Annotated in this window: 16 protein-coding genes; 7 read left to right on the plus strand and 9 right to left on the minus strand. The window is 72.5% G+C overall.

Features of this window, described 5'->3' with window-relative positions:
• Nucleotides 1–92 precede the first annotated feature (92 nt).
• The gene (locus PV364_RS01270) at nucleotides 93–614 is read left to right on the plus strand and encodes a class I SAM-dependent methyltransferase (protein WP_319657655.1); all 522 of its coding nucleotides are present in this window, start codon (nucleotides 93–95) and stop codon (nucleotides 612–614) included.
• 763 nt (nucleotides 615–1,377) lie between these two features.
• Nucleotides 1,378–1,926 (plus strand): DUF1062 domain-containing protein, encoded by a 549-nt coding sequence (locus tag PV364_RS01275; protein WP_319657656.1) that lies wholly within the window; start codon nucleotides 1,378–1,380, stop codon nucleotides 1,924–1,926.
• A 62-nt stretch (nucleotides 1,927–1,988) separates the two neighbouring features.
• On the opposite strand, the gene PV364_RS01280 is transcribed toward PV364_RS01275, so the two are convergent.
• From PV364_RS01280 to PV364_RS01295, 4 genes are all read right to left on the minus strand, one after another.
• Nucleotides 1,989–3,065 (minus strand): ABC transporter substrate-binding protein, encoded by a 1,077-nt coding sequence (locus tag PV364_RS01280; RefSeq protein WP_319657657.1) that lies wholly within the window; start codon nucleotides 3,063–3,065, stop codon nucleotides 1,989–1,991.
• A 103-nt stretch (nucleotides 3,066–3,168) separates the two neighbouring features.
• Nucleotides 3,169–4,947: an ABC transporter ATP-binding protein gene (locus tag PV364_RS01285; protein ID WP_319657658.1), complete on the minus strand. Its 1,779-nt coding sequence runs from the start codon at nucleotides 4,945–4,947 to the stop codon at nucleotides 3,169–3,171.
• Nucleotides 4,944–6,626: an ABC transporter ATP-binding protein gene (locus PV364_RS01290; RefSeq protein ID WP_319657659.1), complete on the minus strand. Its 1,683-nt coding sequence runs from the start codon at nucleotides 6,624–6,626 to the stop codon at nucleotides 4,944–4,946. The genes PV364_RS01285 and PV364_RS01290 overlap by 4 nt, the downstream gene beginning before the upstream one ends.
• A gap of 135 nt (nucleotides 6,627–6,761) precedes the next feature.
• Complete coding sequence (locus PV364_RS01295) at nucleotides 6,762–7,826, minus strand: biotin/lipoate A/B protein ligase family protein (RefSeq protein WP_319657660.1); 1,065 nt, start codon at nucleotides 7,824–7,826, stop codon at nucleotides 6,762–6,764.
• A 264-nt stretch (nucleotides 7,827–8,090) separates the two neighbouring features.
• On the opposite strand from PV364_RS01295, the gene PV364_RS01300 reads away from it, so the two are divergent.
• On the plus strand, nucleotides 8,091–8,465 hold the full coding sequence (locus PV364_RS01300) for a helix-turn-helix domain-containing protein (RefSeq protein WP_319657661.1): 375 nt from the start codon (nucleotides 8,091–8,093) through the stop codon (nucleotides 8,463–8,465).
• Nucleotides 8,466–9,060: 595 nt separating this feature from the next.
• Here the strand turns inward: PV364_RS01300 and PV364_RS01305 are convergent.
• Nucleotides 9,061–10,119 carry a helix-turn-helix transcriptional regulator gene (locus PV364_RS01305; protein ID WP_319657662.1) on the minus strand — a complete coding sequence of 353 codons (1,059 nt, stop codon included), beginning with the start codon at nucleotides 10,117–10,119 and terminating at the stop codon, nucleotides 9,061–9,063.
• Between the two features lie 250 nt (nucleotides 10,120–10,369).
• Here PV364_RS01305 and PV364_RS01310 point away from each other — a divergent pair, with 250 nt between their 5' ends.
• From PV364_RS01310 to PV364_RS01320, 3 genes are all read left to right on the plus strand, one after another.
• Entirely contained in the window at nucleotides 10,370–14,332 is a 3,963-nt protein-coding gene (locus PV364_RS01310) for a S8 family serine peptidase (RefSeq protein ID WP_319657663.1), read from the plus strand.
• Between the two features lie 581 nt (nucleotides 14,333–14,913).
• Entirely contained in the window at nucleotides 14,914–15,984 is a 1,071-nt protein-coding gene (locus tag PV364_RS01315) for a methyltransferase (RefSeq protein ID WP_319657664.1), read from the plus strand.
• Between the two features lie 255 nt (nucleotides 15,985–16,239).
• The gene (locus PV364_RS01320; protein ID WP_319657665.1) at nucleotides 16,240–17,394 is read left to right on the plus strand and encodes a lectin; all 1,155 of its coding nucleotides are present in this window, start codon (nucleotides 16,240–16,242) and stop codon (nucleotides 17,392–17,394) included.
• A 75-nt stretch (nucleotides 17,395–17,469) separates the two neighbouring features.
• On the opposite strand, the gene PV364_RS01325 is transcribed toward PV364_RS01320, so the two are convergent.
• Entirely contained in the window at nucleotides 17,470–18,498 is a 1,029-nt protein-coding gene (locus PV364_RS01325; protein ID WP_319657666.1) for an LLM class flavin-dependent oxidoreductase, read from the minus strand.
• Nucleotides 18,499–18,591: 93 nt separating this feature from the next.
• Nucleotides 18,592–19,098, minus strand: a complete 507-nt coding sequence (locus tag PV364_RS01330) for a molybdenum cofactor biosysynthesis protein (RefSeq protein WP_319657667.1) — start codon at nucleotides 19,096–19,098, stop codon at nucleotides 18,592–18,594.
• A gap of 163 nt (nucleotides 19,099–19,261) precedes the next feature.
• Here PV364_RS01330 and PV364_RS01335 point away from each other — a divergent pair, with 163 nt between their 5' ends.
• Nucleotides 19,262–20,023 (plus strand): polysaccharide lyase family 7 protein, encoded by a 762-nt coding sequence (locus tag PV364_RS01335; protein ID WP_319657668.1) that lies wholly within the window; start codon nucleotides 19,262–19,264, stop codon nucleotides 20,021–20,023.
• A gap of 43 nt (nucleotides 20,024–20,066) precedes the next feature.
• Here the strand turns inward: PV364_RS01335 and PV364_RS01340 are convergent, their stop codons facing one another.
• On the minus strand, nucleotides 20,067–20,735 hold the full coding sequence (locus tag PV364_RS01340) for a maleylpyruvate isomerase family mycothiol-dependent enzyme (protein WP_319657669.1): 669 nt from the start codon (nucleotides 20,733–20,735) through the stop codon (nucleotides 20,067–20,069).
• 361 nt (nucleotides 20,736–21,096) lie between these two features.
• Nucleotides 21,097–21,549 (minus strand): MarR family transcriptional regulator, encoded by a 453-nt coding sequence (locus PV364_RS01345; RefSeq protein ID WP_319657854.1) that lies wholly within the window; start codon nucleotides 21,547–21,549, stop codon nucleotides 21,097–21,099.
• Nucleotides 21,550–21,591 lie beyond the last annotated feature (42 nt).

Consider the following 21,591-nt stretch of genomic DNA (forward strand, 5'->3'; position numbering starts at 1 on the left):
GGGGAAGCAGCAGGCAGGCTTCCTCCCCTCGATCGTGCTCATCGCCATGGACCGTGTGAACCATGCAAAGCGCACGCGTCAGGGTCGCGAGCATGGATGACGATGCCCTCTTGAAAGAGCAGATCGCCTACTACCGGCCCCACGCGAGCGGGTACGACCGGCCCTGTGCGCAGCGCGAGGATCTGCGCGGGTTACTGGGCTCGGTCGGCGAACTCCCCATCGTGGAAGACGTGTTGGAGCTGGTCTGCGGAACGGGTCAGTGGACCGGGGCGCTGGCCGCCCGGGCGCGCTCGGCGACCGCCGTCGACGTGGCGGAGGAGACGCCGGGTATCGCGCGTGGTCGAGTGGCCTCCCCCAACGTGCGGTTCGTCCAGGCCGACCTGTTCGCCTGGCAGCCGCCGCGCCGCTACGACACCGTGTTCTTCGCCTCCCGGCTGTCACACGTTCCGCCGTCCCGCCTGCCGGGCTTCTGGAGCACCGTCGCCGCCGCACTCGCACCCCACGGCAAAGCGGTCTTCATCGACGTCGGCCCCCGCGGGGCCGAACGCGCGCAGTCCCTCGCTACGCAGCCCACCCCTACGGTTCGCCGCCGGATCGACGACGGCAGCGCGTAGCGCATCGTGAAGGCCTTCCACGACGCGGACGAGCTCACCGGCTCACCGCGCTGGGGTGGTCGGCCGAGGTCCGGCCCGTGGGCGACAGCTTCGTCGTCGGCATCGCGGAGCCGCCGGCAGATCCCGACTGACAGGGTGGGACGGCTGCCGCCCTCACCACATGCCGGGTGCCACGTAGCCTGGCCGTGTGCTCAATCGGCTGGACGTCGGCGTGCTGCCACCGGGTCCCCGGTGGGGCTGCTCGGCTACGGATCCGGGTCGACGGCGAGGACGTCGTGGCGCGGGCCGTCGGCGAAGGAGGGCGCGGTCCGTTCGCCGAGGAGGCGTTGTCCGCCGACAGCCACCGTCCGCTCCGGGCGACTGCCGAGAGGCGCCGGGTAGTGCTGGGGGAACCCGCGTGCACGGGCGGGTGCTGCGGCTACCTGTCGGTCTCTGCACAGCGTCATGGTGGGCTGGTCGGGTGATCCGACTGGCAGGTGCCTGTCGATCAGGTGCGCCGCCGGTGTTCCTCTTCGGCGCCGATCGGTACGACGCCGAGGTGAGGCGTCGCTGACGCCACGTCAGGCACTCGATTCCCCCGCCGAAAACCAGTGGAACGGCGCCGCCGTACGCCGCTACCGTGCTGCCGAACCGAGTCGCCGAGGCAAGGACGTCCCGTTGTACACCGTGTGAGACCTCCCGAGTGCTGATCTGTCGCGCGCCGCACCTGTGCGTCGCGCTGCTTCCTGCTGCGGACTTCTCACACTGAAACCGGTGTACTTCTGTGCTCACCATCTGGGCGGTCGTGCCCACCTGCATGCCCCTCGTCCTCCGCCGTTGCCACACGTGCGCGTCCGAGCGCTTCCGGGCGAACGGCAAGTTCCGGGTCAACGCGAACCACAAGCTGCTCGACGCCTGGCTCCTCGTGCTCTGCACCGCCTGCGGGGACACGGCGAAGCTCTCGATCCTGGAGCGGGTGAACGTGCGCTCCCTCCGGCCCGAGCTGCTGGACCGGCTGCACGACAACGACGCCTCCCTGGCAGCCGAGTTGCTCCAGGATCCCGCCGTGCAGCGCCGTAATCGCATCGCCCTCGACTGGGACGGCGCCTGGCGCCTCGACACCGGCGGATCCGGTCACCTCGACGACGAGGTGATCGACGTCTCGGTCCGCTTCGCGGCGCGGATCCCCGTCCGGCCGGTGCGGCTGATCGCCGAAGGGTTCGGTCTCCCCCGGGCCGAGGTCGAGCGGCTGATCACCGAGGGGAACCTCGTTTCGGCGGTCCGGCTCAGCGGCAGACTCTCCGGCGACTTCACCTTCACGCTCAAGCGCTGAGCCCACTCAGCCCACCGGGGCCTGTCCGGCGCGTGCGCCGGACAGGCCCCGGTGATACGAGTTCAGGAGGCGGGCTGCTCCACCTTCGTGGCCGGGTCGCCGTCCACCGCGGCCGCGAGCTGCGGCACCAGGCGGTCGAGGACGTAGGGGATGCTGAGCACGGTGGAGAGGGACACGGCGTTGCCGTAGTCGCCGGTCTCCTTCACGAAGACCTCGCGGCCCTGCTGGACCACCTTCAGGTCGGCGTACAGCTTGTCCTGGTGCAGCTTGGTGACGGCCGTGGTGGTGTCGGGCACGATCCAGACGGCGACGCCCTGGTCGAGGAGGTCGGTGCGCTCCTTGCTGATGTTGGCGCCGAACTGGTCGCCGATCACCTTGTCCAGGTCGGCGGGGAGCTTCAGACCGAGGTCGGAAAGCAGGCGGGAGCGGGCGTCCTGGCTGCCGTAGACGAAGGTGCCCTCGTACGGCGTGGCCATCACGGCCGTGGACGTGGCGAAGGCGGGGTTGGCCTTCTTGGCCGCGGCGAACTCGGCCTCGACGCCGTCGACGAGCGTCTTCGCCTCGTCGGGCTTGCCGAGGGCCTTGCCCACGGTCTCGGTCTGCTGCTGCCACGGAATGCCGTAGTCGTTGTACTCCTTGGGCTGGGCCACGACCGGCGCGAACTTCGACAGCGCGTCGTACTGGGCCTTGGTCAGCCCGGAGTACAGCGCGAGGATCAGGTCGGGCTTCAGGGCGGCGATCTTCTCGACCTGCGGCCCGGTACCGGTGTCCTTCAGCACCGTCGGCGCGGCGGCGGAGCCGAGCTTGTCCTGCGCCCAGGGGCCGACGGCCCCCTTGTAGCCGCCGATCCACTCGGTGGTGCCGACGGGCACGGTGCCGAGGGCGAGGACGGCGTCCTGGTCGGTGAGGCCGACGGTGACCACGCGCTCGGGCTCGGCCTTGATCGTGGTGCTGCCGTACTTGTGGGCGATGGTGACGGGGAAGGCGGTGCTCGCCGACGCCTCGGCGGAGCCGGAGGAGCCCGACTTCGGGGAGTCGGAGGCCGAGTCGGCGGAGCCGCAGGCGGCTACCGCGCCGAGGAGCATCAGCACGGAGGCGAGCAGTCCGGCGAACCGGGTGGCTCTGGGGGCGCGGGGCATCGCGTGATCCTTATGTTCGTTCGGTTCTGGACGGGATGGGTCTGTCACGGGTCGGGTCTGTCACGGACGGGTCTGTCGCGGGTCGGCGGAAGCCCGCGGCCGGCTACGGCCGGGCGCTGCTGCGGTTCTCCGCCCACGCCCGCCACAGGGCGGCGTACGGCCCCCCGGCGGCGAGCAGTTCGTCATGGGTGCCGCTCTCGGCGATGCGGCCGTCCTCCATCACCACGACCCGGTCGGCCGAGGCGGCCTGGCTGAGCCGGTGCGCGACGACCAGGGCGGTGCGCCCCTCCAGGGCGCGATCGGCGGCCTCCTCCAGCCGCCCGGCGCCGGCGCTGCCGGCCTCCGCGGTGGCCTCGTCGAGGACGGCGACCGGTGGGTCGGCCAGTACCAGCCGGGCGAGGGCGAGTTGCTGCGAGCGGTCCGCGGTCAGCCGGTGACCGCCCTCACCGACGACCGTGCCGAGGCCTTCGGGAAGCGCCTCCGCCCAGCCGAGGGCTCCGACCCGCCGCAGGGCCTCGCGCAGTTCCTCGTCGGTGGCGTCCGGCCGTGCCAGGCGTAGGTCCTCGGTGAGCGGGCCGGAGAAGACGTGCACCTCCTGCGTGACCAGGGCCACGGCGCCTGCGCCCTCGGCGGGTTCGGTGCCGCCGATGTCGACCCGGCCGGACGACGGCCGGTGGATGCCGGCCACGATCTTGGCCAGGGTGGTCTTGCCCGCGCCACTGGCACCGACGAGGGCGACCTTCTCCTTGGGACGCAGGACCAGGTCCACGCCGCTCAGCACCGGCCGGCCCGGGACGTACGCGTGGCCGACGCCGTCCACCGCGACGGTGGGGACACCCGCGAAGTCCGCGGGCCGTCGCCGCTCCGCGGCCGCGGGCGCCGGCTCGTCGACGACGCCGACCAGCCGGGCGAGGCCCGCGGTGGCCGACTGGGCGTCGTCCAGCAGGACGAGCGCGGTGTTCACCGGGCCGAAGAGGCTGTGGAAGTACAGGGCCGCGGCGGTGGCCGTGCCGATCGACACGGAACCGCCGCGCACCAGCAGGAATCCGGTCACCAGCACGGCGGCGAGCCCGGTGTACTCGGCCACGTGCAGCCGGCTGTAGAAGCGCAGCACCAGCCGCACCCCGCGCAGCGTCAGGTCGACGGCCGCTTGGGAGCGTTCGGTGACGCGCGCGGTGTGCCCAGCCTCGGCCCGGTAGGCGCGCACGGTGGCCGCGCCGCCGATCGTGTCGAGCAACTGCTGCTGCTGGGCGCCGGTGGCGATGCGCTCGTCGGCGTACAGCGGGCCGGCGTTGCGGACGTACCAGCGCGCGGTGTACGCCTGCACGGGCACCGCCAGCAGCGCCGCCGACAGGAACCGCCAGTCCAGCACGGCCAGCGCGGCCAGGGTCAGCACGATCGTCAGGCCGGAACGGGCCAGTTCGGGCAGCGCCGTGCGGATCGCGTCGGCCACCCGCGACACGTCGCGCGTGACGCGGGCGGTGAGGTCGCCGGAGCCGGCCCGCTCCAGGCGGTCCAGCGGCAGCGACAGCGCCCGTTCGACGAAGCGTTCCCGCAGTTCGGCCAGCACGGTCTCGCCGAGCCGTGACACCAGCGACATGCCCAAGGCGGTGGCCACGCCCTGCGCCACCGCGACGAGCACCAGCAGGACCACGGGCAGCGTCAGCGCGCCCGCTGGTCTCCGGTCGGTGACCAGGTCGACGATGTACCCCAGCAGCGGCTGCGTCAGCAGGCCCGTCGCCGTGGCCGCCACCATCACCAGGGCCCCGCCCGCGGCCAGTGCCCGGTGCGGGCGCACCAGTTCGCGCAGGGCGGCACGGGTCCTGGCCGGCGTAGCCGTGGGCAGCAGTTCGCGCTCCGCGGATCGCGGTGCCGTCGTCATGCCAGTACCGCCGTCCGGTAGGTCGCGTCGTCGTGCACGAGGTCGCCGTGCGCGCCGTCGGCCGCGACCCGGCCGCCGTCGAGGAGCACGACGCGGTCCGTGACGGACAGCAGCGCGGGGCTGTTGGTGACCACGACCGTCGTGCGGCCGCGGCGGTGCTCGCGCAGCCCGGCGGCGATGCGGGCCTCGGTGACGGTGTCGACGGCCGTCGTGGGGTCGTGGACGACGAGCACCGGCCGTTCGGCGGCGAGAGCGCGGGCGAGGACGACGCGCTGGCGCTGCCCGCCGGAGAGCGAACGGCCGCCTTCGGTGATCTCGGAGGCCGTGCCCTGCGGGAGGGCGCGGGCGACCTCGTCGGCGCAGGCGGCGGCGAGCGCACGCCGGGTGTTCCCGGTGCCGCCGAGGTTGTCGTCGAGGGAGCCCTCGAAGAGGTCGGCGTCGTGGGCCGCGACGAGGACGACGGTGCGCAGCCGGGCCGGGTCGAGGTCCGGCAGGGGCACGCCGTCCAGTTCGACGACGCCGGCTTCGGGGTCCGCGGTGCGGCCGAGGCAGTCGAGCAGTGCCTGGACGGCAGCGGGGTCGGTGCTGGCGACGCCGAGGAGTTCGCCGGGCCGGACGTCGAGGTCGGCCTCGCGGAGCGCGCCGAGGCTGACGCCGCGCAGCCGCAGCCCGCCGCGGACCGGGTCCGCCGGGGCCGCCGTGCCGGTCGGTACGCCGGGCTCGGCGGCCAGCACGGACGCGATGCGCGCCGCGGAGGCCCGGCCCTGGGCGAACTCGGCGTTGACCCAGGCGAACACCTCCAGTGGCCCGAGCAGGAAGAGCGCCAGCCCGACGGCGGAGACGAGCTGACCCAGCGTGATGTCACCGGTCAGGGCGAGCCGTCCGCCGATCAGGGCGACCACCGCGATGAAGACTCCGGTGAGCGTGAGCACCACCCCGCCCTGCCACGCCTCGGCGCGTGCCGCGCGCACCGTGGCGCCCAGCGAGGCGCGGCTGGTGCGCCGGTACCGTTCGACGGCGGGGGCCTGGGCGCCGATGCCCTTGAGCACCCGCAGCCCCGTCACCAGGTCCGCGGCGACTCCGGAGGCGTGCGCGGCCTGTTCCTGTTCGGCCTCGCTGCGCCGCTCCAGGGGCTTGCTCAGCAGGTGTCCGAGCCAGAGCAGCAGCGGTGTGCCGAGCAGGACGACCAGCCCGAGCGGGACCGAGATGCGCAGCAGGGCCACGGCGCTCACGAGGAGTCCGGTGAGCGCCGAGATGCCGGTCATCACGGCCATGTTGACGGCGCCGACCCGCTTGGCGTCCTCGGTCGCGATGTTCGCGAGTTCGCCGGGCAGTTGACCCCGCTCCGCGCCGCCGACGGGGTCGAGGATACGCCGTACGAGGGCGATCCGGAGGTCGTGCGCGGCCTGTTCCGCGGCCCGTTCGCCGGCGCGGGCGCCGAAGCGGAAGCTGAAGGAGAGTCCGACGTACACCACGGCCAGCACGGCCAGCCATGTCAACAGCGCGCCGCCGTCGCCCCCGGCCACGGCCCGGTCGACGACCAGGCCGATGAGGACCGGGACCAGCGCCTCACCGAACTGGTGCCCGGCCCCGAGCAGGGCGCCGGTGGCGACGTCCCGCCCGCGGCTTCTGACTGTCCGCAGCAGGACGTCGCGCCCCGGCGGCACCTTCGTTCGCACTCCGTGCACCCCTCCGGACACCCGGCCGTCCCCCGACCGGCCACCCAACAATGTTAGGTAAGGCTAGTCTAACTACGAGGGTCCGGGTCAAGGGCGGCCGGGGCCCCCGGCGGTGCGGGGACCGGTGCGGAACGGTTACGGCACGCGCGCGGTCCACTCCGGGGTACCGAACTTCGTCGCGGCGAGCTCCTCGGCGCGCGCCAGTTCGTCCGCCGTGACCTGACCGGCCGTGAGGCCGTAGCGGGTGCGGAAGGAGTCGACCATGCGGTCGATGACGGCCTGGCGGGGCAGGCCGGTCTGCCGACGCAGTGGATCGACGCGCTTCTTGGCGCTGGCGGTGCCCTTGTCGGAGAGCTTCTCCCGGCCGATGCGCAGCACTTCGAGCATCTTGTCGGCGTCGATGTCGTAGGACATCGTCACGTGGTGCAGCACCGCGCCGGCGCCGCCGTCGGGCCCTACCACGCGCTTCTGCGCGGCGCCGGCGATCTTGCCGGCCTCCGTGGCGATGTCGTTCAGCGGCTGGTACCACGCCTTGATGCCCATGTCGCCCAGCGCCTCCAGCACCCAGTCGTCCAGGTAGGCGTAGGAGTCGGCGAAGGACAGCCCCGACACCAGCGACGCGGGCACCGAAAGGGAGTACGTGATGGTGTTGCCCGGTTCCACGAACATCGCGCCGCCGCCCGAGATGCGCCGCACCACGGTGATGCCGTGACGCTCCGCGCCCTCCGGGTCGACCTCGTTGCGCAGCGACTGGAAGCTGCCGATGATGACCGCCGGGGCGCCCCACTCCCAGACGCGCAGCGTCGGCGGACGCCGCCCGGCGGCGACCTCGGCGGTGATGACCTCGTCCAGCGCCATGTGGAGCTCCGGGGACTGAGGGGCCTCCCGAATCAGCTGCCAGTCGTAGTCGGTCCAGTCCGTCGCCTGCGCGACCGCCCGGCGCACCGCGACGGCGATGCCCTCGGCCGTGAGCCCGTACATCACCGTGCCCTCGGGCAGCGCGGCTTCGACGCGCGCCGCGATCCCCGCGGCGTCGGTGCTCACCGGCGTCCCCTCCAGGGCCCGGTCGATCGCCAGGATCGCCTCGTCGGGCTCGAGGAAGAAGTCCCCCGCGACCCGCACGTCCCTCAGGACCCCGTCCCGCTCGTCGAGGTCGACCACCACCAGCTTGCCACCGGGCACCTTGTACTCGCCGTGCATGACGTTCCGCCTTGATCGTCCGTAGTCCGTTGTCACGGTACCGCCCACGCGAACCGCCCCCCTGCTGACCGGCAACGCGTCCGGCGCCGGGGCGATTCCTGGCCCACCGTGCCCGGTGCCCGTCAAAGACCCGGCTCGGCCCGATCGCCACAGCCAGCCCCTGTCGGAGACCATGTAAGGACAGGAACCCAGGATTCCCGTAGGGGCAAGGTGGAGAATCATGCCCATGGCTCAAGAAGGATCGGCGACAGCGTCCCGGCGCCGATGGACGTCCTCGACGCGCGCTGCCCGAGCCGAGACGTGTTCGTGGACCTGGCGGACAAGTGGGTGCTGCTCATGCTGGTGAGCCTCCGGGAGGGCGGCGACCAGCGCTACAGCGAATTGCAGCGGTCCCTGGGCGGCATCAGCCGGAAGATGCTGTCCCCGACCTTGCGGACCATGGCGCGCGACGGGCTCGTCCTGCGCAGCGTCAACCCCGAGGCGTCTCCGCCGCTGGTCATGTACGGACTGACCACGCTCGGCAGGGAGATCGCCGAGGAGACGCGGGCACTGTGCACGTGGACCGAGAAGCGGGCCACCACCGTGAACGAGGCGCGCGCCGCCTACGACCGCCGTCACGCGGTCACCCAGGAGGCCTGAACCCGCGGCGGGCGCCGCGCCCGCGCCGAGAACCCCGCAGAACACCCGAAGATCCCGCGGACCGCGCCGATCCCCGTCGGCCGAGAGCCGTCCAGCCGCCCACATCAGTGGGCGGCTTCTTTCGCGGACCCGGGCGTCGATCGCCTCCGCGCGCCGAGGTCACCACGCGGCTGAAGCAGGCGCCGCAAGCGCCCGCGGCGCTCTCAGGTCGCCTCTCCCGCACGCGGGATCCGCTGCGGGGCGCGGGCTCCGAGGATGCCGAGGACCTCGTTCAGGGCCGGGCCATGGAGTTCCCGGAAGAACGCCGGGTCGGATCCTGCCCTCCCGGGCCCGGATCCCGGCGAGCGACTCGGCGCACAGCTGAGCCAGGACGCTCGCGAACCGCTCCCTCCGCAGGAGCTTGACGATCTCCTCGTCGAACCATGCACCCGAGTGGGACTCCAGGTCCATGGCGGCGTCGAGCTGGTCCCCCTCGGGGACGTCGCAGTCGTTGAGGACGGCGATCAACCGGACCGCCGCGGTGCCGTCCGGCTGACCTGGTCAACGCAACTCCCCGTTTCCGGGGCGATCCCCCACTCCGCGCCGATGACCGGGCTCAGGCCCGGGCCACCGACTCGCCCGGACTCGAGCCCTGTTCGAGCCAGCCGCGCTCCGCGGCCAGCAGGGCGATCTGGAAGCGGGTCCGGGCGCCGAGAGCCGTGCCGGCCTCGCTGACGTGCTTCTGGACGGTGCGGCGGCTGACGCCCAGCACGCGCGCGATGGCGTCGTCCTTCATTCCGGTGGCCATGAGGTGCAGGATCTCGCGGGTGCGCTCGTCGATGTCCGCCTCCCGCGCCTGACGCGCGAGCGGCCAGTCCTGACGGCTCTCCAGCGACATCGGCACCGCCCGCTCCCACAGGCCCTCGAACAGCGCGACGAGCACCGCGACCAGGGCCGGGGCGTGGATGACGAGCGACCCGGCTGAGGGCTGGTCGCTGTCGACCGGCAGCAGGGCGGTCGTGCGGTCGAAGACCACCAGCTTGACCGGGAGGCCGGAGCTGAGCCGGAGTTCGCCGCCGCCCGCCGTGCCCCGCAGCGCGGTGTCGAGCGACATCTCGTCGGTGAAGCCCTCGGTGTCGTAGACGGAGCGCAGCCGCACGCCGTCGTGGACGGCGGTCTCCCCCGCGGACCGTTCCCGGCCCTCCCCGTAGGCGGTCTCCGTGCCGGTCACGTACGGCGGCTTCGCCAGGTGCAGCACCTCGCGCCGGCTGGCCTTGAGCAGGTGGGCGTAGCGCGCCGCGACCTCCTCGGCCCGTTCCAGGACCTCGACGAGATGCGGCGCGTGCGGGCCCGAGACGGAACGGTAGACCTCGTGGAGCTGCTCCATGTACAACTCCGCCTGGGCGAGCTCGCTGCGCCTGCGGGCGAGCAGCGACCCCAGGGACGAGCGCGGCGGGCCGGCCCGCCAGCGCGTCGGCCGGCCCGCGATGCGGATGACGAGCAGTTCGTCCTCCAGCGTCCGCAGTGCCCGCCCGGCCTCCTCGGCCGGTACGCCGGCGGCCTCCGCCACCGCGTCGGCGTCGGCCGCGGGGTGGCCCACCAGGAACTCCAGGACGCGGCCGCTCAGCGGGTCCAGGCCGGTGCCGGTCCACGGGCCGCCGGAAGTGACATCCATCTGGCCTGCCCATCTGTCGATCGGGAAACGCAGGTTGATCGTACGCCCCGCCGGTTTCCACGGATCGTCCGCCGGTCGTCCACGCGTCGCCCGCCCGTCGCCCACGGTTCGGCACGACGCGCATGTGCGCAACTGCACGAACCCGCTTCCGCGGGAGCTTGTCCGTGCTGACGGAGCACCGCCAAGGTGATCTCCACCCCGCCAGTCCCGACGACGCAGCTGGCCCTGCACACACCCAGAAGGGCGTTGCATGTCCTCACGCTCCAGACGCACCCGGTTGACGGCGCTCGCCGCTGTCCTCCTCACCCTGACCGCGGCCCCGCTCGCCCACGCCGCCCCCGACACCCCGGCGTCCCCACCGGATGCCGCTCCGGCCGCGCACTCCCTGACCCTCGCCGACGGCTCGGTGGTGCACTGGTCCGACGACGGGACGGGAACCCTGACCCGGAAGGACGGCACCACCCGGGCCTTCCCGGTGCCGCAGCCGCAGGGCCGCACCGGGCTCGGCGAGCCGCTCTCCCCGTCCGCCACGGTCCTCCAACGCCGGGCGGACGCGGCCGCGTTGACCCCCTACACCCTGGGGGCCGCTTCCGGGGGTGCCCGCTCGGCGGTCCGGCCGCAGACCATGAACTCCGGTGCCGTCACGCTCCCGGACTCCGTCCGCGACTCGATCGACGGCCTCGGTTCCCGCCGCGGCGCCCGCTCCGCGGCGCCGGCGGCCTCCGGCGGCGTGCCCGCCAACGAGGGGCTGACGACGTCCTTCCAGTCCTACCTCAACTCCGGTGGCGTGAACGTCGTCGGGGCCTTCCAGGACTCCGCGGACCTCCTGCACGCGCTGCCCGGCGCGGGCCAGATCGTCACCAACGTCTCGCTGGGCGACCTGACCGACCAGTCCATGGCGGACGCGGGCGACGAGTACGTGCGCGGCTACGGGCCCACCACCGTGGTCAAGGACGGCCAGCGCTACCTGGACTACCCCTCCCTGCCGCTCATCCCGACCTACACCAGCGACAAGGCGGGCCGGCTCGACCCGACCGGTTCCATCGAGGGCCAGGACCCCAATCTCGGCGAGGTCCTGCTCGACTTCTCGATGATGGCGCCGCTGCCGCACGACCGGCAGCGCCCGGAGGCCACCGGCAGCGGGGCCACCGACCTGCTGGGCATCGCCCCGGGGGCGCAGTACCGGCTCGTCGTGCCCGAGGAGCCCTCCGCCGAGGGCATCGCGACGGCACTGCGCGCCGCCGCCGCGCAGAAGCCGCGTCCGACCGTGATCACCGCCAGCCTCGGCTTCGGCACCGACGGGTCGATCGGCTTCCCGTCGCGGTGGCTGGAGGACGACCCGGCGATCCGGGACACGCTGCGTTCCATCGTGGACTCGGGCATCGTGGTGGTCGTCTCCTCCAACGACGGCACGCGGCTCGGCCTGCCGGTGTCCGTCGGCCCGGACGGCGGCAGCACCCCGACCGACCTCACGTCGAGCACCCACGCGCAGACGAGCATCGACGACGTCGCCCCGACCACGACCCCGTCGCTGGTGCGTGACACCGGGGTGATCGGCGCGGGCGGCACCACCGTCGACGACACCCTCAGCTCGGACGACGTCCGTACCGCCGTCTACCCGACGACCCGCTACAACGGTTCGGCCGGATACTCGTCGGGCTTCGGCACCCGGATCGACCTGGCCGCACCCGGCGACAACCTGCCCTCGCTGTTCCACACCTCGGACGGCCCGCAGGTGGTGCTCAACGGCGGCACCTCCGCTTCGGCACCGATGATCGCCGCCGCGGCGGCCGACGTCCTGGCGGCGGCGAAGGCCACCGGGCAGACGCTGACCCCGCGCAAGGTGCGTGACCTGCTGGTCGCCACCGGGCGGCCGATCGCCCAGCCCCCGCAGGCGGACCAGGAACTGCACATGGGCACGCAGCTGGACGTGACCGCCGCCGTGGAGAAGGTCCTCGCCAAGCGCCACGACCTCGCCCCGTCGGCGGTGCGCCTGTCCGTCGCCCAGCGCCAGGTCGTGTCCGTCACGCCCGGCGTCTCGTTCGTCGAGGCCACCGACCCGTCCGCCATCGACCTGGCCGGGCCGGCCGGCGGCTGGGACGACGTGCCGACCGGCGAGAACGCGTTCGCCCCGCTCACCTTCGGCCTCGACCTCACCGGTGCGCACAAGGACCTCACGTACCGTCTGCGGGTGGGCGACCACGGCGTGATCCCCTCCTCGGGGCCGAGCCTGCGGGTCCTGCCCAGCGAGCTGCTGGGGGCCGCGGGCCTGCCGCTCGTGTCGTCCGAAGCACGCAGCCTCCAGGTGACGTTCGAGGCGCTCGACGGCGGCAAGGTCGTCGCCTCGGCCGCCCGCAAGCTCACCCTGAGCGCGACCGACGGCACCCACTTCCAGCCGCAGGCACCCACCGCGCCCGGCGTGAGCCCGCTCGGGAAGCCGGTGACCGTGCACTACGACCTGACAGGTCTGCGCGACACCACGGACCCGGAGCTGGTGCTGTCCTCGGTCGGTCACTGGACGCCGTTCACCGCGAGCGACAAGTGGCGTGCCCAGTGGCGCACTCCGCTCACCGGCACGAAGGGCTCGGTGACGATCCCGGCCTCCGCCTTCGCGGCGGGCGGCGCGGGTCTGTACGGCGTCGGTATCACCCTCTACGACGGCCAGGTCTTCGGTGACTTCCGGGCGCTGCGGGTCGGCCCCGGCGCCGATCAGCGGCCGGAAGCACCCCTGCTGAGCCACGGAACGACCGAGAAGGCGCACTCCGTCGAACTCGCCCGCTCCGACGCCAAGCTGACGGTGAACTGGGACGCCTCGGCGACCGACGACGCCGACGGCGCCGCGATCGAGTTCCTGACCCCGGCGCCGACGCTGTACGGCGCGCTCAACACCGCCACGAACCAGAACGGCAGCGGCCGGGACGACAACGGCGTCGACCACGCGTCCACGCTGTTCCGCCCCCTGCCCTCGGTCAAGGGCAAGACGGTGCTGGACCTGAAGGCGCTCGGCCTGCCGACCGGGCTGCAGTACCCGGTCCGGATCATCGCCACCCATGACGGCAAGCCCGTCGGGCAGGCCTCGCCCACCTCGTTCGTCGAGTACCTCGACGGCGAGACGATCTCGGGCACCCTGGAGAACTTCGAGGTCAGCGGCGATACCGCGCTGCTGTCCACGGACGACTTCGTGGACGGGGACGACGGCTGGATCCACCTGCGCGACTCGGCGACGACCGCGTACTCCCTGAGCGACGGCACCCTCGGGACCGTCGTGGCGCACGACACCGGCAAGGGCATGATGTCCGAGGTCGTGGGGGCCGACCAGAAGACGGGCCGCACCCTGATCGGCTACCAGCCCTTCGACGGCGGCACCATCCCGGAGGTCGCCCTGCGGGACACCGCCACCGGCGCCGAGGTGCGGACGACGGTGCTGGACCCGGAGGGCGACTCCACGTCGATCTCCTTCATGGGCGGGGCCGTCGACACGGCCCGGCACCGGGCGGCCGTGGTGACGTACGACGGGGTGTCCGGGGTCGACAGCCTCTGGACGGTCGACATGACCACCGGCCGCGTCTCCGACCCGCTGCCGCTCAACGCCTCCCAGCCGGGGCGGGCGCTGGGCAATGTCACGGTGGACTCCTCGACGGGCATCTTCTTCGTGGCCACCTCCGGCACGATGGGGCCCTGCCTGTCCGGGCGCGTCCCGTACTACGCGGTCTCGGTCGACGTCACCGCGCGTACCGTGTCGCCCCTGGCCACGTTGCCCGCATGCGTCGCCGGTCTGCTGCCGGACGGCAAGGGCGACAAGGTGTACGTCGCCGCCGGGCCCGTCACGCCCAACTACAACAGCGGCGACTTCCCGACCAGCACCTGGCGCTCCGCGTCCCAGTCCACCCTGGCCACCTCGGCGCCCGCCGACCTCGGGACGAGGGGCGTCATGTGGCCGACCCTCGACACGCAGCACGGCGTCGCCCTCGTGGCGCACCTCTACGAGGAAGCCACCACCGGGGACAACAACGCCCTGAGCGAGATCACCGTCCTCGACCCGGACACCGGGAAGGTCCTCGCCCGGCATCCTGTCGCCAATCTCGTCAGCTCCACGATCTCCACGTCCAACTTCGACTTCACCGGCCGCCGCGGCCTGTTCCTCGACCCCGCCCACCGCACCGCGTACCTGGTGAACCCGTGGGCGAACGGTCTGGAGCGGATCACCTACTGACCCCGATCACGTGAAGAGCCCCCGCCGGGTCCGGCGGGGGCTCTTCACGTGCCGGGCCCCATGGGCAGTCCCGCCCACCGCCGCCGGCCACGGGGCCGAGCCGTGGGCTGCGGTTCACGGCGCGATGCGACGAGGTCGCAGCGACGTTCCGGGACGACAGTGAGCACGGCGTCCAGCCGTCCGTGACCGCGCGTTGGTGCGAGAGGCCGAGCGCATGCCCGGTGTGACTGCCGTCGACGTTGCCCGGTCTTCCGCGGGCTCAGAACGGGGGCATCGTTGCCGCTGAACACGATGTGTTCCCCACCCGTCGGCCGACGTCGTGGAGCGCAGACTACGGAGTTCGTTCCGGCGGCCGACTTCCGCTCGTTCGTCGAGGGCCTTGCTTCGGGCGGCTCACGCCGTGACGACTCTGTTCATGACCCGGGGGACATCAGAGGCGGCGACGCAATTCACCAGGACGACGAGGGACCGTCCGGTGAATCTTCGCGGAAGTTCCGAAAACGCCCCGCGGAATTGGGCAGGCCGGGATTTCACTCCCTGAAAGCAGGGGCCACGCGGTCCTGAACTGAGGTTATGGTCAGTTGACCATTAAACCAGTTTTGATTGGTGTGTGCTTGTCAATGACCGCGAATCGCCAGGACGCATCTTCCGAAGCCGCGCATGCCGCCATCCTGCTGCAGATGCTCAGCGGTTACTGGGTGACTCAAATCGTTCGTGCCGCCGTCGACCTCTCCCTCCCGGATCATCTGGCCGACGGCCCCCTGAGCGCGGAGGAGATAGCCGAACGGGAATCCAGCGACCCCGCGACCACCTACCGGCTGCTGCGCGCTTGCGCTGCGCTCGGCCTGGTGGCCCACGACGGCGGGCGCCGCTTCTCGGGCACCCCCCTGAGCGGCCTGCTGCGCACCGGCGCGCCGAACACCCTGCGGGAGGTGGCCCTCACCTGGGCGGGGCCCTCTCACTGGCGGGCCTGGGAGCGGTTCCCGGAGGCCGTCCGCAAGGGGGGCACTCAGATCGAAAGCGCGCTGGGCACGGACTTCTTCAGCTACCTCGGCGACAACCCGGCCGAGGCGGAGCTCTTCTCGGTCGCCATGTCCGGCATGTCGGAGCAGTTGAATCGCGACCTCGCCCGGGCGCTCGACACCACCGGCACCAGCGTCGCGGTCGATGTCGGTGGCGGCACCGGAGCGCTCGTGCAGGGGCTGCTGCTGGCGAACCCGGACCTTCGCGGGCAGAGCCTGGACCTGCCGCACGCCTCTGCCGGAGCGCGGGCCTCGGCCGAGAAGCAGGGACTGGCCGACCGGTTCACCGCGGTCACCGGAGACTTCTTCGAGTCCGTCCCGCCGGCCGATCTGTACCTGCTCAAGATGGTCCTGCACGACTGGAACGACGCCGATTGCATCCGCATCCTGCGAAATTGCCGCGCCGCCGCACGGCCGGGCGCGCGCGTCGTGGTGGTGGAGAACGTGATCGGGGAGATCGGAGCGCCCGGCTTCGAGCCTCTGGCCGACATGCACATGCTGGCGATGCTGCCGGGCCAGGAACGCGAGCTTCCCGAGTTCGACGCGCTCTTCGCCGCGTCGGGATGGCGGCGCACGGCCGTCACCCCGACAGGATTCCAGTTCAAGATCATCGAGTTGGGGACGATCTAGCACTCGGGCCGGACCGGCGTGATCCGATGGAGGGCGGGCCGGCAGCCACACGGCTGCCGGGCCGCCCTTCGGTGTTCCCGCGGTGCAACCGCCCGCACCCGCCGCCCCGTTCGCATGGTTGACGTGGACCCGTCACCCTGTCATGGTCTAGACCTGATAGGGCGCCGTGCCCGGACCGGTCCGGGCACGGCGCCCTCCGCCACAGCTCCCTCCCCCACCGCTACGGCCGCGAGCCGTGTAAGGAGCGATGCCCCGATGTCGTTGTCCACCAGACATGCCAGACGCTTCTCCTTCCGGCGGGCCGCCGTGGGACGTTCCCTGGTCACGGCCGTTCTCACCGCGGTCCTCTCCGCACTGTTCGTGGCCGCGCCCCCCGCGCACGCGGCCGACGGCCAGATCTCCGGACTGGCCGGCAAGTGCGTCGACGTGGCGGCCGCCAACAGCGCCAACGGCACGGCCGTACAGCTCTACGACTGCAACGGCACCAACGCGCAGCGCTGGTCGAACTCCGGCGACGGCACCCTGCGGGCGCTCGGGAAGTGCCTGGACGTCGTGGACCGCAGCACCGCCGACGGCGCGGCGGTCCAGCTGTGGGACTGCTCCGGCGGCGCCAACCAGCAGTGGGTGGTGACCGCGGCCCACGACATCGTGAACCCCGCGGCCAACAAGTGCCTGGACGTCCGCGAGAACAACTCCGCCAACGGCACCCGGCTGCAGATCTGGACCTGCACCGGCGGCGCCAACCAGAAGTGGAACGCCCCGGCGGGCGGCGGCAACCCGGGCAACCCGTCCGGATTCGTGGTCAGCGAGGGCCAGTTCAACCAGATGTTCCCGAACAGGAACGGCTTCTACACCTACAGCGGCCTGGTCGCGGCCCTGTCGGCCTACCCCGGCTTCGCCAACAGCGGCAGTGACACGGTGAAGAAGCAGGAGGCCGCGGCCTTCCTCGCGAACGTCAATCACGAGACCGGCGGCCTGGTCTACGTGGTGGAGCAGAACACCGCCAACTACTCGCACTACTGCGACTGGGGCCAGCCCTACGGCTGCCCGGCCGGCCAGTCCGCGTACTACGGCCGCGGCCCGATCCAGCTCAGCTGGAACTTCAACTACAAGGCCGCGGGCGACGCCCTCGGCATCGACCTGCTGGGCAACCCCTGGCGCGTCGAGCAGGATTCGGCCGTCGCCTGGAAGACCGGCCTGTGGTACTGGAACACGCAGAGCGGCCCGGGCACCATGACGCCGCACAACGCGATGGTCAACCAGGCGGGCTTCGGCCAGACGATCCGCTCCATCAACGGTTCACTGGAGTGCGACGGCCGCAATCCCGCACAGGTGCAGAGCCGGGTGAGCGCCTACCAGCAGTTCACGGGGATCCTCGGGGTCAGCCCGGGGAACAACCTCTACTGCTGAGCGACGCCGTAGCCTTCCGCCCGTGGGCGGCCCGGTGGATCCGGGCCGCCCACGGGCGCAGTCATGCGGCCGCAGTCATACGGCGGAGGGCCGGCCCAGTGCCGGCCCGAGGCGGGTGGCGATGTCGGTGAGGATCTGGACGTAGTCCTCGTGCTCGAAATGGAACGGCAGGGCGAACGCCACCTCGTCCACCTCGCGGAAGGCGGCGTGCGCCGTCAGCCGCTCGGCGATCTCGTCGGAGCTGCCCACCAGGTCCGGGGCGAACATCAGGCGCGCCGGCCCCTGCGGCGCGGCCGTGCGCGGCAACCGCGCCGCGGCGTAGGCGGCGTACTTGGCCCGCTGCTCCGGCGTCGCGCTGTCGGTGGGCACCACGACGAGTCCCTGCGAGACGCGGGCGTTCTCGCCGTCGGGGTGACGGTCCCGGAAGGCGCGGATGTGCGAGAGCTGGACCGCCGCGAAGTCCGCCGACGCCCCCGGCCCCTCGGCCTTCACCACGCTGCTGGTCAGGAAGTTCATGCCGTGCTCACCGGCCCACTGGGCCGACCGCAGGCTCCCGCCGCCGTACCACATACGCCGCCCCAGCCCCGGGGAGTGCGGCTGGACGCGGTCGGAGAAGACCTCGATGCCCTCGACACCGCTGAAGTCGGTGGCCGGCTTGCCGCGGACGAAGTCCAGCAGGCGCTCCACGCGGGTGTAGCCGAAGTCCTCCTGGTCGGCCGTGTCGGGGTACAGCGCGTTCTTGACCTCGTCGTAGTGCATCGGCGGTCCCACGCTGACGCCCGGGTTGAGACGGCCGCCGGACAGCAGGTCCACCGTCGCCAGGTCCTCGGCCAGCCGCAGCGGGTTCTCCCAGCCGAGCGGGATGACGGCGGTGCCCAGTTCGATGCGGCTGGTCCGCTGGGAGGCCGCCGCGAGGACGGCGACGGGAGAGGAGATGCCGTACTGGAGGTGGCGGTGGCGCACCCAGGCGCTGTCGAAGCCCAGCCGCTCCCCCAGCTCGATGATCTCCAGCGTGGACTGGTGGCCGCGACGAGGATCGGCCTCGTCGAACAGCCCGATGGTCAGGAAGCCCAGCTTGCGCAGCGGCCTCGACGTCGACGACACGGCGTATCCTCCCTCGTCAGCGGCGCCCGCGGCGCCCGTGCCCGCGGTCCCGCGGTCCCGCGATTGTCCCAGGCGCCCGGCGCGCACCGGCGGTCACCCCAGTGCGGACGACGGCACGACCGCGAACTCTGCGGGCCCGACGGTGAGTACCCCGTCCGTCAGCGGTGTGCAGCGGACACCGCCCTTGCCGCGCAGGGCGCGTTGCGCGCCCGGGCCGATGACGGCGTCCATCCACGCGCACGGCCGGGCGGGGCGCCGTACGGCCAGCAGGACCGGTCCGTCGCCGGTGTCGAGCGAGACGGTCTCGCCGACGAGAGCGTCGATGTCGACACCGCGCAGCAGGACGTTGCGGCGCGCGTGGCGCAGGTCGACGTCCGGGTCGACGTCCGACGGGAGGTTCTCCGCGGCCATGAGTGTGACCGCGGCATCGCGGTGTGCGGGCCTCGCGAAGTAGCGGTCCCCCACGAGGCCGAGATTCGCCCGCACCTCGGCGCGCAGCACGAGTTCGCCGTCGTGCGCCGGGGACGGCCCGTCGGACGGCCGCCCCATGTACCGGTGCACGGGCGAGACCAGGAGCTGGACGACTTCCACCGCGGGCATGATGGCCACCAGCCTACGGCCCGCCGGGCGCGGAGGGGGCGGCAATTGGTACAGACCTTGACGCGAGCACGCCACAGCCTTACCGTCTCGACCCAACCTGGCGTTCACGTTCACATACGTCGTTCAGATACGCGAACGCCCCGAGCTCGCAGGAGGTCCCCCCATGCGCGTGCGTACGCTCCTCGCCTCCCTGGCCGTCGCGACCGTCGCCCTCGGCAGCGGCCCCGCCTTCGCCGCCGACCCCGACGTAGCCCCCGGCGGCAACTTCGACCTCTCGGTCTGGCAGCTCCAGGAGCCGGTCGGCTCCCCGGGCTCGCCGACCACCATCTCCTCGTCCCGGCTCCAGGGGGCGAACGGCTACCAGGACTCGTACTTCTACACCGACACCCGCGACGGCGCGATGACCTTCTGGGCGCCGGAGAAGGGCGTCACCACGCCCAACTCCAACTACGCCCGCTCCGAGCTGCGCGAGATGAACCGCAGCGGCAGCGCCGCGGACTGGCCGCTCAGCGGCACCCACCGCATGAACGCCACGCTGCGCGTGGTCTCGGTGACCTCCAACGTCTGCGTCGGTCAGATCCACCTCGGGTCGGGCGGCTCGTCCACCAAGCCGCTGCTGGAGCTCTACTACCGCTCCAGCGGCGACATCGTGCTGGGCACCGAGAACTCACCCTCCGGCGGCCAGACGCTGCACACCGTCGGCCATGTGTCCGTCGGCAAGACATGGACGTACACCATCGGCGTCTCCGGCGGCCACACGATCGACCTGACCGTCAACGGGAGCACCACGCACTACGCGATCCCGTCGTCCTTCAACCCGTACAAGCAGTACTTCAAGGCCGGCTCGTACAACCAGTCGTCCTCGGACAGCACCACCAGGGGCGCCCGCGTCGCCTTCTACGGCCTCACGGTCTCGCACAGCTGAGTTCCCCCTCCCGCCGCGGGCGCCGCGCCCGCGGCGGGGCCGGTCACGTCCCCGCGCAGCGCTCGCGCAGGACCGCGACCCCGTCGCCCGTCAGGTCGTCGCAGTACGCCGCGCGGCCGGTCATGGCCATCACGAGGGAGAGCGTCGGGCCGGACACCAGGGCCCCGGAACCGCTGGTGAAGGGTCCGTCGTCCGCGACGAGCCGCAGGCCGCCGATACGGCCCTTGGCGAGCACCACCATGTCCGAGCCCTGGTAGTAACCGGCGACGTGGGTGAGCGTCCCGATCGGGTGGTCGCGGCGCAGCCCCAGGGGGCGCCGGATGTCCTCCCCGTGCACGATCACCTCGCCGAGCAGGGCCACGACGGGCAGCGGGGGCTTGGTCCTGCTCGGCACCGCCCGCCGGAACCGCTCCAGTGTCTCGGCCGGCGTCGCGCCCAGGTGCTCCGCGAGCCGCATGGCCACCATCCGGTCGAAGTCGAAGCGGCAGCGGATCACCCCGGACATCCACCGCGCGGGCGAGAGCCGCGCCGAGGCGGTGATGTGCGCCAGCACCTCGCGAACCGTCAGCCCGTCGCACAGGGAAGGCGTCGCCCACCCCTCGTCGTCCAGTCCCGCCAGATCGGCCGCCAGCGCAGCCCGCTCCGCCTCGACCAGGGGCCACAGCCCGGCGCCGCCCTTCGCCCGGTCCACGATCACGTCCTCGTCGGTCATCGTTCGCAGGTCTCCTGTCGGCCCGTGGCTCGCCCTGACCGGTCGGACGCCGATCCCCGTACGAGCGGACCGCAGGCCCGGGTCGAACCCATCGCGTCGCGGAGCACGATACGACGCGAGGCCCGTCGGTCGCCACACGGGCAGGCGGCCTGCCCACCCGCCGCTCGGGCCGAGGTCCGCGTGGTGCTGGTCGGCCGCGGCATTCCGTCCTTTCCCCGGCGCGAACGCCGGGTGGAGCTCTTTTCGTTCGCCCGCTGGGGTGAACGCCGCGCACGCTGCCCTCGGGGGCACCGGGGGAGGCGGTGCCGCCTCCCCCGCGGACGTGCGGCGTGAACCGTTCCGGCGTCAGCCGGTCAGCCGGTCAGCCGGTCAGCGCCGCGAGCTCCGCGTTGGCGCGCTCGGTGACAAGGGCGAGGACGCGGCCCGCGGCGGCCAGGTCCTCGGCGGGTATGCCGCCCCAGATACGGGCGGAGACGGGTGCGGTCTCCGCGCCGACGATGGCGAACAGCTCGCGTCCCGCGTCCGTGGGGCGAAGGTGCGCACCGTCGGAACCGAGCAGCCCCTTGGCCAGCAGCTCGTCGAGCGTGGCGCGGAGGTCGGCCGGATCCGCTTTCAGGGACTGCTGGACCTGGGCGGTGAGTTCGTCCGGCGTCTGCGCGACGTCGGAGGCGACGGCGGCGCGCAGGGCGACCTGCTGTTGGAACGTGACGCCGTGCCGGGCGAGCACGTGCTCCAGGACGCCGCGGGCGGCGTAGTGGGCCAGGGCGAGGCGACGGGCGTCGGCGACGGGCGTGGTGGATGCGGCGGTGGTCATGGTGGTGTCCCCTTGATTGCTCTCGTCGTTCGGTACGGATGG

The organism is Streptomyces sp. MI02-7b (assembly GCF_033793585.1).
GTDB lineage: Bacteria > Actinomycetota > Actinomycetes > Streptomycetales > Streptomycetaceae > Actinacidiphila.